Source organism: Mycobacterium sp. NPDC006124, assembly GCF_040614235.1.
In the GTDB taxonomy this organism is placed as follows: domain Bacteria; phylum Actinomycetota; class Actinomycetes; order Mycobacteriales; family Mycobacteriaceae; genus Mycobacterium.
The window spans coordinates 82,953-96,470 of the sequence record NZ_JBEXUA010000007.1 but is presented as its reverse complement, the minus strand read 5'-3'; the positions used below and the strand labels follow the sequence as shown (position 1 = coordinate 96,470).

Sequence of the window (13,518 nt, the reverse complement as noted above, 5' to 3'; positions counted from 1 at the left end):
CGCAAGACCGGTGTTCGTCTTCGTCGAGAGAGCGGAAGAGGTCATGACGACGATCGATCTTGAACCGGCGGTGACCGTCGCACCGCAGCGTGCCGGTCCTCGCAGGGCTCGGATGACCACAGCGCTGCTCTACCTCCCGGCGATGCTCGTTCTGATCCCAGTCTTTCTCCTACCGACGCTCTTCTTGTTGTCTCAGAGCTTTACGGCAGCCCCCGCCGGACTGAGCCACTATCGGGAACTCTTTGATTCTCAGTTGTTTTGGTCGGTGCTCGCCAGGAGCTTCACCATCGCGGGGATTGTCACGGTGCTTTCACTCGTCATCGGCCTCCCGTATGCGGCGGTGGCGAACAGTGCAGGGCCGCGCCTTCGCGCGCTGCTCTACGGATCGGTCATCGCGTCCCTCTTCTTCAGCGTGATAGTGCGCGCCTATGCATGGCTCGCTCTGCTCGGTGATGGCGGTCCCATTCACAGTGCCCTTGCGGCACTGGGTATTCCGGCTGAGAAGCTCGCTTTGGTCAACAGTCCCACCGGTGTCGTGATCGGCATGGTCCAGTACGGAGTGCCCTACATGGTCTTGGCGATCGCCGATGTGATGCGGCGCATCGACCCGACCTTTGACCGTGCGGCCGCGACACTCGGTGCCGGGCCGGCGCGTCGGTGGTTTCAGATCAGGCTGCCGATGTTGATGTCCGGCATCACTGCCGGGTGCACCATCGTCTTCGTGACCACGCTCGGCTACTTCATCATTCCTACCGTTCTTGGTTCACCTCAGGAGCTGATGATCGGCGGGCTCATCAGCGGCCAGGTTGGCACCACGATGAATTGGGGTCTTGGCGCTGCCATGGCCACCGTATTGCTCATCGTCACCATGGCCTTGGTCCTCGCCATGCAAGTGCTGGGGCGACGACTTGGAAGGCAGTCATGAAACCATCGCGGCTGACGCGGATCCTAGGGGCGGTGTTCGGCTTGATGGTGGCCGCCTATCTGACCGTCCCGACGCTCACGGTCATTCCGATGGCGTTCTCGGCGAGCAAGTTCTTGGAGTTCCCGCCACCGGGATACTCGCTGGAATGGGTCTCGACCTTCTTCGCAGATCCGGAGTGGACGGCGGCACTAGTTCGCAGCGTCGTCGTGGCGGGTGCCACCGCACTCGTCGCCGCACCCCTGGGCACGCTGGCCTCGTATGCGATCTTGACCGCGAGCACCAGGTCCACCCGCGTCGCACAACCCCTTCTCATGCTGCCGATGATGGTTCCGGTGGTCATCTCGGGTTTCGGTCTCTACCTCGTGTCGTTGGTGATCGGTGCCGAAGGCGGTCTCGGCTTGGTGGTCTTGGCGCACATCGGCCTGTCCATGCCGTTCGTCGTCACCACCGTCACCGCGTCGTTGCGGACCTTCGACTTCCGGTTGGTGCAGGCAGCGCGGGTGCACGGAGCGACGGCGGTCCAGGCGTTCCTCAAGGTCGTCGTGCCGGTGATCGCGCCCGGGATAGGCGCCGGGGTCCTGATTGCGCTCATGGTGTCGCTCGACGAAGCCGTCGTCGCCTTGTTCGTCGCGGGTGACTATCAGCCGACGCTGCCGGTGAAGATGTTCGGCAGCATCACCTATGAGCTAAATCCCTTGGTGCCAGTCGCGGCAACGGTGTTGACGTTGGCGACGTTCGCCCTTCTCGTGGGAGCGCTGCTCCTCAGCCGTATTGCCAAGCGCCGTACCGGCGCGAGTCTCAAGTTCGCCTAACCCTCAAGGGGATGACACATGGCTAGTCACATGACTGCGCCCGCAACCGACGTGAAGGCAAGCGCCCGATCATCGACTTCCGCAGCGAGTCTCGACCTCGTCGACCTCGGCAAGCGTTACGGTGACGTCGTCGCCGCGCGTGACGTGAACCTGTCCATCAAACCGGGTGAGTTCGTCACGCTTCTCGGGCCCAGTGGATCCGGCAAGAGCACCACACTGGCCATGGTCGCCGGCTTCGAGCTGCCGACGTCCGGCCGGATCGTTCTCAACGGGAAGGACATCACCACTCAGGTCACCCACAAGCGCGGGCTCGGCATGGTCTTCCAGGGTTACGCACTGTTCCCCCATATGACCGTGTTCGACAACGTGGCGTTCCCGCTGCGGCTGAGAAAGACGCCGAAGGCTCAGGTCCAGCAGCGGGTCACCGAGACCTTGGAAACGGTGTCGCTTGGGAAGTACGCCTCTCGTCGCCCCGCCGAGCTCTCCGGGGGGCAACAACAGCGAGTAGCACTCGCCCGCGCATTCGTGCACCGTCCACCGATTCTTCTGATGGACGAGCCGTTGAGTGCACTGGACAAGAACCTGCGCGCACAGATGCAGGCCGAAATCAGACGTCTGCACCGCGAACTCGGAACCACCGTGCTCTTCGTGACCCACGACCAGGAAGAGGCGCTCGGCCTCAGTGACCGGGTCGCCGTCATGAATGAAGGCGCAGTCTCGCAGATCGGAACCCCCTCCGAGATGTACGAACTGCCGCACAACGAGTTTGTCGCCAGCTTCCTCGGCGCGGCCAACTTCCTGGCAGGCAAGGTAGTACGACAACACAATGAGATCACCGAGGTAGCCCTCGACAACGGCACGGTGATCCGGGGTCCGTCCGGGGCAACGCTTGCGGCCGGCGACGCGGTGAAGGCACTGCTTCGGCCCGAGGACGGGGTGCCCTGCACGTTGGGGGCCGGAGCGAACGAGGTGCTCGTGCGGCCGACGGACATGGTGTATCTCGGTGAGCGCGTCCGCGTTGGTGCGGACTTCATCGGCGGAGGCGACGGCTTCTTCTGGGCGGATCACGGCTCGACTTCCGCCATCCAACTCGGTGAGACGATGTCGATGTCCTGGCCTGTGGCGCGCACTGCGATAGTCCCTGCCACTACATGACTCTCGCCGGTCGGCCTGCCATGAACGACGAAGGATGAGTGTGAAACTACGGCAGTGCGTTGGCGTCAGCGAAGAGATTCTGACGGAGTGTGGTGAGGAGCCAATTCATGCGGTGGTGCGGGCGGCCGCCGCGGTGGTAATCGAGAACCCGTGGCTGGGATGCGGCAGCCGTGGTGATCTCCGTACGGAGATCGAGTCTGCTGCTCCCGACGTCGCCTTCCTGCTCTCGCAGTATTTGATCGAGCTTCTCGGCGGGGTCGACCGGATCACCTCGTTCGGCAAGGGTGCGATCGTCGGCGTGCACGGCGAACGCGAGCACGGTGCGGCGTTCCAGCACACCGCATTCTTCGGGAACCTGCTTCGGGAGCGTTTAGACGCGACCCAGATCATCAACTCTGCCGACATACGTGGGCCGGAGGGAACGCTGCTCTCAGTGCCGATGGGCCACAAGAATATTGGTGAGCGACGAGACTTCTTCGAGTCGATGCCGGTGTGGGTCGACTTCGCGCCACGTCCGGACGAGCTCGTCATAATCGCGGTGGGTAGCACGGGCCCAAGGCCCAACGCGCGCATCGGGGACCGCACCACCGACCCGGTGGTGCGGCTGGACCAATACACGTCTCATCCGCTCTTCCTCAGGGGAGGTAGTTGAGTGCTGCGCACGATCCAGAGCAACATCGACGACCGCTACGACGGACCATCGCCCTTTGCCGACCCGTTCCTGCGCAGCGTCACCGTCTTCGCCGTCGGCTCGCCCGACGCCGTGGGCGCCGCAGAGGTACGGGAGCGACTCCGCGACAGGGCAATTCAGCTGCTGAACGCCGAGGTGACGGAGGAAGCCGAAGCGCACTTCGTGGGTGGATCGGATGGCTTGTCGGTGGGGGAGCCGTTCGGAGTGGGCTTGAGCGACGGTGCAAAACCGCACCGAGTTCGGGTCGTCGACGGCCCACTGGACGACGAGGCAATCGTCGCCGTTCGGGTGCTCGGTCGGCAGACGTGGGCCTCGTGAGGTGACGTACTACTCGGCCGGTTCCTTGAGTACGCGAAACGTACTCACGCCGGCGTCCAGCGCGCCGCGGACGTAGCCGATTGGTGAGGCCGCGACTGCGCGTAGGAACTCGATGGTGTCGCTGGTGATCTCCTCTCCCGGTGTGACGTTGGGAATGCCCGGTGGGTAGGCGGCAAGCGTGTCGGCGGACGTTCGGCCTACCGCGGAGGTGAAGGGCACGATCTCGCTGGGGGCGAAGTAGGCCTCTCGCGGGCTGAGTCGGCGTGCTCCCGGAAGCGGAACCCGCGGCATGCTGGGGGTGGCGAGAGAATGAGACTTCGTGGGAAGTCCCTGCAGCGCAGACAGCAGGCGACCAGTATCGAGGGGCTTGCCGGGCCCGAAGAACGCGACGATCGCGTTCACCGTCGCAATTTCGACGAGGATGCCGTGTTCTTGGTGAAGCAGCGACCGCACCTCGTAGCCCGTCACGCCGGTCGCGCTGACATCGATCGACACTCTCAACGGGTCGGACTCGTGAATGTCGTCGTGCTGGTTGAAATCGTCGCTGATCACGGTGAACGCGGTGTCGTTGCGGATGTCGGCGCGTAGCTGGTCTGCCAAAGCGATACTGTCCGCTAACAGGTCTGGCCGCGTCACGAGGGCTCGGCGCGCAACGTCAAGCGATCCGAGAAGCAACGAACTCGCGCTGGTGTTCTGCGTAATCATGTACGCACGGTCGAGGAGGGGCTCGAGCACGTCGGCGTGCGCGCCCTCGGCCAGATGAAGCATTGCCGATTGGCCGAGGCTGCCGCCCATCTTGTGCGTACTGGTCACCACGATGTCGGCGCCGCGCACGGTGGGAAACTCGGGCAGTGCGGGGTGAAAGCCAAAGTGCGCGCCCCACGCCGCGTCCACGATGAGGGGTACACCGTAACGGTGAGCGACGTCTGCGAGGCTGGCGACATCAGAGACTGCACCGAAGTAGCTAGGTGAAATGATGTATGCCGCACAAGGTTTGCGTCCCTCGTCGACCGCCTTCTGGAAGCCCCCCTCAAGAGCGGATGGGGTGAGGCCGTGGTTGATCCCACGCGCGAGGTCGAGATTCGGTATCAGGAAGTAGGGCGTGGTGCCGGCGAGGATCATGCCGTCGATGAAGCTGGAATGGGCGCTGCGCTGGGCGATGACGTCGGTGCCAATGCATTGCCCCGCAGCCGCGATCACGGCCATCCGGTTGCCCTGCGACGATCCGTTGGCGAGGAACCACGTCCTCCGGGCCCGCCAGGCGTCAGCGGCCATCGCTTCTGCCCGGTTGTACGGGCTGTCAGCTCCGACGTCGATGCCGTTGACCAACTGCGGAATGTCCATTTCGAGTGAGCGCGCGCCCGAGAAGGCCGCGAGATCCTCCGACAGCCCGGCCTCAGTCCCCGCGTGGCTTGGCACCATGAACATGAGCGGTTGTCGAGCGGCGTGACGTTCGAGAGCATCGACGTAAGGCGTCACACCGTGTTCTGTTTCGCTGAACCGTCGTCGACTGGCGATGTTCTCGCCGGCGACCAGGGGTGGCCTCACCAGGAAACCCTCGCCCGGGCGGCATCGTCGTGTGACATGACCGTCAGTGTAGCTGTCAGACAGGGGGCTGTCCTATGTCCGATCACTGCGATTCTCGATGATTGGACGATGAATCCGCCCGCGGGTCTGCCTGTTAGCTTCCCCGCCTACCCACTGCGTCGCAGCCCCGACGCGTGGTATCCGCCGCGAAGAAGGAGTGCCGCCGGTTCACCCAGAACGACGCTGACCAAGAAGGTCATCGCGCGACGGAACTCCACTCCGTGCCAACGGGTTCCGCTTGAGGTGGCAGGAAGTCCTTGGCTCACCGACAGGTGGTGAGCCAACTCGTGCAGAAGCGTGCTCTCGCGACCAAAATCAATGTTTCTGAGGGGAATTGCCACTGTTTGGGTCGACGGCTCATAGTGGGCCTTGCTTTGCCCGCGGCGTTCTCGTACGCGGACCGGACCGGCGTTGGGGTAGTTCTCTCGGACGGAGTCCAGTGCGAGCACCTCATCGACGTATCGCTGCATTGAAGGTATGTCCGCGAATCGCCTCTGCATGGGGACGTCGATGAGGGAGCCGTGGAAGTCCACTTGTCCGCCCCTGTCAAGGACAGCGGACCACTGGTGTTCCGCCCCGTAAACCGCTGATGCGCTCACCTCGGATGCCTTCGGTCGAAAGGCGCGACGGTTGTGTCCAACCGCGCGCTCACGAGTCGGTCGTCGAGTGCTACGACCCAGGGTTTCGCTGCGATGAAGACTGCATGCATCTCGGCGACGATCTCCTTCCGCTCTGCAAATCTGTCTCCGTGACCAAGGGAATCGTGTTGCGGTGAAGTGTGACGTCATCAGAAGCCCCGACTCGACGATCAGTCTCTTCGTACGCAGTTGGCCCGTACCGCCTCCTGGTACCTAGCGTGTCGTCCAATTCGTCAAGTTCCTGCTTGCGCTGCCGCAACCCTCGGATTGTATCGATGGTGAGAGCCCACCATCTGTGCCGCTGCGACCCGCCGCACGGACCCGAATTCGTCGCCGCCCTGTGCGAATTGGCCGAGATGGTGATGGGTCCCGAGGTGGGCCACGTGCTGCGGGTGACCTACGCCAAGGAAGGCGTACGGTAGCCAGCCATGGACGAACCCGATCCGCGGGCCTTGGACGCGATGTACGGCGAGTTGTTTCACACCGAGGATGCCGCGCTTCTCGACGCTCGCGAGAGTGCCGTCGCCGCAGGCATGCCCGCCATCGAGGTGTCCGCCCAACACGCCAAGCTGTTGACGCTGCTGGCCACCATCAGCCGTGGCACGAGGGTCCTGGAGATCGGCACCCTCGCCGGTTACAGCACGATCGCGCTGGCGCGTGGCGTCGGTGCGAACGGACGCGTCGTCACGCTGGAGTACGAGCCGCGGCACGCCGAGGTGGCCCGGGCCAACCTCGCGGCCGCGGGTGTCGGCGACCGCGTCGAGATCGTCGTCGGAGCCGCCCTGGACACCCTGCCGACGCTCGCCGAGCGCGGCGAGCAGTTCGACATGTTCTTCGTCGACGCCGACAAGGAGAACAACGTGGCGTACGTGAACTGGGCGGTCGAGTTGGCTACCCCGGGCGCAGTGCTGGTGGTCGACAACGTCGCGCGCTTCGGCCGGGTGCTCGACCCCGCGCCGGACGACCGTCAGGCGCGAGCGGTGCGCGACATGTTCGCGATGATGGGTGAGCATCCTCGCCTCGACACCGCCGCGATTCAGACCGTCGGCACCAAGGGCTGGGACGGCTTCTCGGTGTCGCTCATCCGGCCATGAAGCCGATTGAGTCGGCTGTCTGACGTTCTTCCCTCAACGCCGCGCCCGCAGGGGCCGCTCTTGTAGCGTCGAAGACGTGCAGCCTCGGCCGAGGACACGCAGCATCGCTTCCGTGACCGTGCTGGTCACGCTGCTCTTCGTGGCCGCCGCAGCCCTGCGCGGCTACGTCCCGGGGGCCGAGGTCGGCGCCCGACGACCGTCCTCGAGTGATCCGGTCGTCTCCGCCGTCGTCGTCGGACTGCTGTTGGCCTCGGTCGCCGTCGTCGCCGTCGCAGTCGTCACCCGGCTACGGAACCGCACTCTCGCGCCACCCCGGGTGGGCGGCAGGCCGGACTGGCTGCGGGAGAACCGGGGTGGCCCAACCTGGCGGGTGGTCCTCACGGGGTCGGCGGTGGTGCTCGGCGTCCTGCTGGCGTTCGCGCTGCTGAGCAGGTTCACCGCGGGGCCGGGGGACGACGCCGCGGGCGCCGGTGCGCCGCCGCCCGCATCCGAGGCTGCCCCACCCGGGGCCGACGCGGGCGGAGACGCGGCGACTCTGCCCGAGGACCCGGATACCGGCACCAGTCTGCTGGGCTACTTCTACGCCGCGACCGGCGTCTTCGTCGTCGTGCTGGTCGTCGGGACGGTCGTCGCCGCCCGCCGGCGTGCTCCGCTGCCACCGGGCGCTCCGAGCCCTCGACCCTCCGGTGACGCGACCGGTGCCGGGGCCAAATCACTGGCCCTGGCAGCCGAAGTCGGCCTCGCCGAGGTCGAGGACCTCAGCCGAGAACCACGCAAGGCCATCATCGCCTGCTACGCCGCCATGGAACGGCAGCTCTCCCTGCTGCCCGACGCCGCGCCGCGCGACTTCGACACCGCCTCGGAGGTGCTGGCGCGGGCCGTCGAGCATCAGGCCCTCGCCCCCGACAGCGCCACCCGGTTGGTCGACCTCTTCGAGGAGGCGCGCTTCAGCCCGCACGTCATGGACGAGGGCCACCGCGACGCGGCGGTCGCTGTGCTCACCACGGTGCTCGACGAGCTCCGGAGCCGCGTGTGACCAGGATCGGCGTGGCGGCCGTCGTGGTGGTGCTCGGCGTCCAGGTGCTGGCGTTGGCGCACCCCGACCGGCACGTGGCGTTGTGGATGGGAGCCGCGGCCGCCACGGTGGCGCTGCTGACGCTGCGCTGGCTGGTGGTGCGCGAGGTCGGGTCGGCCGTCGACGACTCCCGCGCCCGCGACCCGGCCGAGACGCTGCGTCGCTGGCGGTCCAAGACCGAGATCATGATCGCCCGCGCCGACTCCACCCGCTCGGACTGGGACAAGTATCTGAGGCCCATGCTCGCGCGGCAGTTCGAACTCGCCACCGGATCGCGAAAGGGCAAGGACCCCAGGGTGTTTCGCGCAACGGCCATCGCGCTGTTCGGTGAGCAGCTGTGGCCGTGGGTGGATCCGGACAACGTGTCCCGCACCGGCGTGGACGAACCGGGACCCGGCCGCGCGGTCCTCGACGAGGTCTTGCGCAGACTGGAGGGAATATGAGCTTGCCGGTGACCACCACCGCCGCGCGCTGTGAGGCGGTGCTCGACGAGATCCAGCGGGTCGTCGTGGGCCGGCGCCCGGCGCTGACGCTGATCCAGACCGCCCTGCTGGCGCGGGGGCACGTCCTCATCGAAGATCTTCCCGGCCTGGGCAAGACGCTGATCGCACGGTGTTTCGCCGCGGCGCTGGGACTGCAGTTCACCCGGGTGCAGTTCACGCCCGACCTGCTTCCGGCGGACCTGCTCGGTTCGACGATCTACGACATGCAGTCGGGCCGTTTCGAATTCCGCCCCGGCCCGATCTTCAGCAATCTGCTGCTGGCCGACGAGATCAACCGGACGCCGCCCAAGACGCAGGCCGCGCTGCTCGAGGCGATGGCCGAACGGCAGGTGAGCGTCGACGGGATCACCCATCACCTGCCCGACCCGTTCATCGTGCTGGCCACCGACAACCCGATCGAGTACGAGGGAACCTATCCGCTGCCGGAGGCGCAGCTCGACCGGTTCACCATCCGGCTGGAACTGCGGTACCTGACCGAGCGCGACGAGGCCGCGATGCTGCGGCGCCGGCTGGATCGTGGATCGGCCGAGGGTGCCGTCGCGCAGGTGGTGGACGTCGACGACCTGCTCGCCATGCGCGAGTCGGTCGAACAGGTCACGGTGCACGACGACGTCCTGCAGTACGTGGTGTCGCTCGCGGCGGCCAGTCGCCAGCACCCTCAGGTGGCGGTCGGCGCGAGCCCGCGGGCGGAATTGGACCTCGTCCAGTTGGCCCGGGCCCGGGCGTTGCTGCTGGGGCGGGACTTCGTGATCCCCGAGGACGTCAAGGCGCTGGCCGTCCCCGCGATGGCGCACCGGATCAGCCTGCGCCCGGAGATGTGGGTGCGGCAGGTGCGCACCTCCGACGTGGTGGAGGAGCTGCTGCGCCGGCTGCCGGTGCCGAGGGCCCGCGGGGCGACGTGATCGAGACCCGCTCGACGGATGTCGAACTACGTTGGCGTGCTTCGACTCTGGCGCTGTCGCTCGCGTCCTGTGCGGCGATTGCGCTGGCGGCGGCACTGATCGGCGCGCGGTGGCAGCTGGTGGTGTTCGCCGCGCCGCTGATCGGGGTGCTGGTGTCGCTGCGGTGGCAACGGCCGGTGCCTGCGATTCGGGTGCACGCCGAGCCCGGCCTGATGCGCTGCTTCGAGGGCGAGGAGGTTGGGCTCGAGGTGTGGGCCGAGACCGAGGACGGATCGCCGGTCCATCTGGTGATCGAGACGCCCCCTGGTGCGGAGCTGGAGATCACTCCCGAGACGTCGGGTCGGATTCGGATCGCGACGTCGGCGCCGCGGTGGGGCCGATATCCGGTGAGCGTACGGGTGCGGGTGGCCGGCCGGGGCGGCCTGCTGACCGGGACGGCCGCGACCGTCTCGGTGACGGTTGCGGAGGTGTTCGTCTTTCCCGTGGCCCCCGCTCAGTCGACCGGTCTGCCACGGACCGAACTGCTCGACCGCCTCGGCACCCACCTGACCCGGCACGTCGGCCGCGGTGTCGAATACGGCGGCATCCGGGCCTACGTGCCCGGAGACCAGCTCCGCACCGTCAACTGGCCGGTCAGTGCGCGCCGCGGCAGCCTGCACGTCACCGAGCGGCTGAGCGAACGCGCTACCGACGTCGTCGTCCTCGTCGACGGCCACGACCAGCCGCCGGGGCCTGCCACCGAGGCGACCGAGCGCATGATGCGCGGCGCGGTGCAGGTGGTGCAGAGCGCTCTGCGCAATGGCGACCGGGCCGGCGTCGTCGCGCTGGGCGGCCACACCCGCTGGCTCGGCGCAGACATCGGCCGGCGCCACTTCTACCGGGTCCTCGACGCGATCCTCGGGGCGGGTGACGGCCACGAGACCTTCCCGGGCACGCTGGCCCCGCGCGCCGCGATGCCGCCGGGTGCCGTCGTGGTGGCGTTCTCCACCCTGCTGGACACCGACTTCGCCCTGGCGCTGATCGACCTGTGCCGCCGCGGCCACGTGGTGGTGGCCGTCGACGTGCTCGACGGTGCACCCTTCGAAGATCTCGACGACCCGCTGATCGCCCGAATGTGGTCCATGCAAAGGGCTTTCATGTATCGCGACATGCGCACGATCGGCGTCGACGTCGTCGGATGGTCCACCGACGGCACGCTCGACCAGGTGATGGGGCTCGTCCCGCGTCGGCGCCGCCGGGTGACGGCGAGGAGATGACGTGACGCGACTCCTCGCCCTGGCCTTCGGTCTGCTGATGGTCGCCGCGGGCGCCCTGGCGAGCGGGGGACCGGCGCTGGTGCTGGCAGCGGCGGCCGGCGCGGCAGTGGTGGTCGGACTGCTCGTCCCGCTGGCGGCGACGGTGGCGGTGGCGGCCGTCGCCGGGGCGCTGGCCCTCTCGGAGCCGAACCCGGTGGTCGCGGCCATCGCGGGCTTGGCGGCAGCCGGCTACCTGGTGGTGCGGCATGCCGACGGTGGGGACGCCGCGTCGGCGCTGGCGGTGCCAACGGTGTTGGGCGCGCTCGGTCTGGCCTCCGCGGCCGTGCTCGGGGCCACGGTGCCGCTGGCCCTGCCATGGGTGCCCTTGGTGGCGCCGCTCGCCGTCGTCGCGGCCTACGTCATCGTGTTGGACCGGTACGTCGGGGGTCCCGGCCGGAGCGGCCCGCTACGCTGACCAACCCATGACAGGTGTCAAGCCCGATCGACCCAGCTGGATGGCCCGGCTTCTGGACTTCGAGCGCGACGGCGACGTGTTCCGAGCGCCGCAACCGGCCGCCGGGCCGGGCACCCGGCTGTTCGGTGGCCTGATCGCCGCGCAGTCGCTGGCCGCCGCCGGAGCCACCGTCTCGCCGGACAAGCATCCGCAGTCGCTGCACCTGTACTTCGTGCGCGGCGGCGAGTACGGCGTGGACGTCGAGCTGAACGTGGTCCGTACCCGCGACGGCCGCTCGTTCGACACCCGGCAGGTCACCGCCGTGCAGCACGGCAAGACCATCCTCGAGATGATCGCCTCGTTCCACCGGCCCGAGGAGGGTGCCGACTGGCATCCGACGCCGCCGGCAGGCATCGAGTTCGAGGCCGCGGTGCCCAAGACGCCGGACCTGGGCTTCGCAGGCCGGTTCGAGATGCGGGTGACCCCGGAGGACGACTCGCCGTTCGCGGTGCCGCCGTTCTGGATCCGCACCAAGGCCCGCATCGACGACTCGCCGCTGGTCCAGGCGTGCGCGCTGACGTTCATGTCGGACTTCGGCCCGGTACCGGTGGCGCGCCCACCCGGCGCGCCGACGGAGTTGGACGCCGGGTACGCCGCCAGCCTCGACCACGCGGTGTGGTTCCATCGCCCGTTCCTGCTCCACGAGTGGCACCGCTACGAGGTGAGGTCGCTCAACAACAGCGATTCCCGTGGCCTGGTCGTCGGGTCGATGTACGACGGGAGAGGGTCGCTGGTGGCGAGCACCACCCAGGAGGCGCTGTGGCGGTTCTGAGTGGGTGGGTCCTGGTGCTGGAACACTGTGAGGGGTGAGCACACCAGGCCCTCCCGGCCCGCCTAGCGCGCCGTCGGCACCACCGACCTGCTATCGACACCCCGACCGGAGCACCTACGTCAGTTGCACGCGGTGCCAGCGCTACATCTGCCCGGACTGCATGCGCTCCGCGGCCGTCGGGCACCAGTGCCCCAACTGCGTCGACGACGGCGCAAAGTCGGTGCGCACACCCAAGCGCAACCTCGGCGCCACGCCCGTCGTCACCTACGCGCTGATCGCCACCAACGTCGTGATGTTCGTGCTGCAGATGGCCGTCCCGGGCCTGCAGCAAGCACTGTTCCTGTGGCCCGCGGGCGTCGTCGCCTACGACGAGTACTACCGCCTGCTCACCTCGGCGTTCCTGCACGACGGGCCAACCCACATCCTGTTCAACATGTGGGCCCTGTGGGTGATCGGCCCCGCGCTGGAACGGTGGCTGGGCCGCACCCGCTTCGTCGTCCTGTACGTCTTGAGCGCGCTGGGTGGCTCGGTGCTGGTGTTCCTGCTGACGCCGGTCAACGTGCCCACCCTGGGTGCCTCCGGGGCGATCTTCGGCCTGTTCGGAGCCACGCTGGCGCTGTCGCGGAAGCTGAACTTCGACATGCGCTGGATCGCCGGGTTGATCGTGGTCAACCTCGTCATCACCTTCGTCGTCCCAGGCATCAGCTGGCAGGGCCACCTCGGCGGCCTGCTGACCGGTGGCGCGCTGGGCGCGGTGTACGCCTACACGCCGCGCGCCAACCGGCTCGCCGTCGAGGCCGCGGTGTCACTGATCCTGCTGATCGCCTTCGTCGCCCTGGTGTGGTGGCGGGCCACCAGCATGCTGGCCGGCGTCGGCTAGTTAGGGCGTGCCGCCGCAGCGGTTCTTGAGGTCCACCAGTGGCTGGCGGATACCGGTGATGTCGTTCTTGGTGTCCGGGTGCGCGTTCAGGTAGTCCTGCATCTGCTGGTGCACCTTGTCCTTCGGCAGCCCCTCGAGGCTCGTCACGAAGTAGTTGTAGTCGGGGTGGGTGAACAGGTACGCCGAGGTCGACGCGTCGACGCCGGCGCGGACGCCCTCGAGGTCGGCGGCACTGCAGTTGGGCGGGTTCAGGGCGGGATCCTCGTTGGCGAACGCCAACGGCAACGCCCCGAACAGCGTGGTGCCGATCAGACCGCCGGCGAGCAGTGCTCCACCGGTGAGGCGGCGCGCGAGGCGTCCCGAAGACGTCGGGGCGGGAGAACCGGTAACGGACATGATCATGCTCCTTCGTGTGTG

16 protein-coding genes and 1 pseudogene are annotated in these 13,518 nt (G+C 67.5%); 14 read left to right on the top strand and 3 right to left on the bottom strand.

The window, feature by feature from the left end:
- The first annotated feature begins 43 nt into the window (after positions 1 to 43).
- The 5 genes from ABZ195_RS16220 to ABZ195_RS16200 all read left to right on the top strand — a co-directional run bounded on the left by ABZ195_RS16220 (position 44) and on the right by ABZ195_RS16200 (position 3,901).
- Positions 44 to 925 carry an ABC transporter permease gene (locus ABZ195_RS16220; protein ID WP_355219427.1) on the top strand — a complete coding sequence of 294 codons (882 nt, stop codon included), beginning with the start codon at positions 44 to 46 and terminating at the stop codon, positions 923 to 925.
- Entirely contained in the window at positions 922 to 1,737 is an 816-nt protein-coding gene (locus ABZ195_RS16215) for an ABC transporter permease (protein ID WP_355219425.1), read from the top strand. Before ABZ195_RS16220 ends, ABZ195_RS16215 begins: the two co-directional genes overlap by 4 nt.
- A gap of 144 nt (positions 1,738 to 1,881) precedes the next feature.
- Positions 1,882 to 2,892 carry an ABC transporter ATP-binding protein gene (locus ABZ195_RS16210; protein ID WP_355219423.1) on the top strand — a complete coding sequence of 337 codons (1,011 nt, stop codon included), beginning with the start codon at positions 1,882 to 1,884 and terminating at the stop codon, positions 2,890 to 2,892.
- A 34-nt stretch (positions 2,893 to 2,926) separates the two neighbouring features.
- The gene (locus ABZ195_RS16205; RefSeq protein WP_355219421.1) at positions 2,927 to 3,544 is read left to right on the top strand and encodes an amino acid synthesis family protein; all 618 of its coding nucleotides are present in this window, start codon (positions 2,927 to 2,929) and stop codon (positions 3,542 to 3,544) included.
- On the top strand, positions 3,545 to 3,901 hold the full coding sequence (locus ABZ195_RS16200; protein WP_355219419.1) for a hypothetical protein: 357 nt from the start codon (positions 3,545 to 3,547) through the stop codon (positions 3,899 to 3,901).
- A 9-nt stretch (positions 3,902 to 3,910) separates the two neighbouring features.
- On the opposite strand, the gene ABZ195_RS16195 is transcribed toward ABZ195_RS16200, so the two are convergent.
- Positions 3,911 to 5,380, bottom strand: a complete 1,470-nt coding sequence (locus ABZ195_RS16195; protein WP_355219790.1) for a hypothetical protein — start codon at positions 5,378 to 5,380, stop codon at positions 3,911 to 3,913.
- Between the two features lie 215 nt (positions 5,381 to 5,595).
- On the bottom strand, positions 5,596 to 6,276 hold the full coding sequence (locus tag ABZ195_RS16190; RefSeq protein ID WP_355219417.1) for a TIGR04338 family metallohydrolase: 681 nt from the start codon (positions 6,274 to 6,276) through the stop codon (positions 5,596 to 5,598).
- Positions 6,277 to 6,410: 134 nt separating this feature from the next.
- Here ABZ195_RS16190 and ABZ195_RS16185 point away from each other — a divergent pair.
- The 9 genes and pseudogenes from ABZ195_RS16185 to ABZ195_RS16145 all read left to right on the top strand — a co-directional run.
- Positions 6,411 to 6,548: pseudogene (locus tag ABZ195_RS16185) on the top strand (TIGR04338 family metallohydrolase); the annotation flags it as partial.
- Positions 6,549 to 6,554: 6 nt separating this feature from the next.
- Positions 6,555 to 7,220: an O-methyltransferase gene (locus tag ABZ195_RS16180; RefSeq protein WP_355219415.1), complete on the top strand. Its 666-nt coding sequence runs from the start codon at positions 6,555 to 6,557 to the stop codon at positions 7,218 to 7,220.
- A gap of 112 nt (positions 7,221 to 7,332) precedes the next feature.
- Positions 7,333 to 8,256 carry a DUF4129 domain-containing protein gene (locus tag ABZ195_RS16175; protein WP_355219413.1) on the top strand — a complete coding sequence of 308 codons (924 nt, stop codon included), beginning with the start codon at positions 7,333 to 7,335 and terminating at the stop codon, positions 8,254 to 8,256.
- Entirely contained in the window at positions 8,253 to 8,738 is a 486-nt protein-coding gene (locus tag ABZ195_RS16170; RefSeq protein WP_355219411.1) for a hypothetical protein, read from the top strand. The genes ABZ195_RS16175 and ABZ195_RS16170 overlap by 4 nt, the downstream gene beginning before the upstream one ends.
- Complete coding sequence (locus ABZ195_RS16165; RefSeq protein WP_355219409.1) at positions 8,735 to 9,700, top strand: MoxR family ATPase; 966 nt, start codon at positions 8,735 to 8,737, stop codon at positions 9,698 to 9,700. The genes ABZ195_RS16170 and ABZ195_RS16165 overlap by 4 nt, the downstream gene beginning before the upstream one ends.
- On the top strand, positions 9,697 to 10,956 hold the full coding sequence (locus ABZ195_RS16160; protein ID WP_355219407.1) for a DUF58 domain-containing protein: 1,260 nt from the start codon (positions 9,697 to 9,699) through the stop codon (positions 10,954 to 10,956). Before ABZ195_RS16165 ends, ABZ195_RS16160 begins: the two co-directional genes overlap by 4 nt.
- A 1-nt stretch (position 10,957) precedes the next feature.
- Positions 10,958 to 11,410 (top strand): hypothetical protein, encoded by a 453-nt coding sequence (locus ABZ195_RS16155; protein ID WP_355219406.1) that lies wholly within the window; start codon positions 10,958 to 10,960, stop codon positions 11,408 to 11,410.
- A 7-nt stretch (positions 11,411 to 11,417) separates the two neighbouring features.
- Positions 11,418 to 12,221, top strand: a complete 804-nt coding sequence (locus ABZ195_RS16150) for an acyl-CoA thioesterase domain-containing protein (RefSeq protein WP_355219405.1) — start codon at positions 11,418 to 11,420, stop codon at positions 12,219 to 12,221.
- A 34-nt stretch (positions 12,222 to 12,255) separates the two neighbouring features.
- Complete coding sequence (locus ABZ195_RS16145; RefSeq protein ID WP_355219403.1) at positions 12,256 to 13,101, top strand: rhomboid family intramembrane serine protease; 846 nt, start codon at positions 12,256 to 12,258, stop codon at positions 13,099 to 13,101.
- On the opposite strand, the gene ABZ195_RS16140 is transcribed toward ABZ195_RS16145, so the two are convergent.
- Positions 13,102 to 13,497: a heme-binding protein gene (locus ABZ195_RS16140; protein WP_355219401.1), complete on the bottom strand. Its 396-nt coding sequence runs from the start codon at positions 13,495 to 13,497 to the stop codon at positions 13,102 to 13,104.
- Positions 13,498 to 13,518 lie beyond the last annotated feature (21 nt).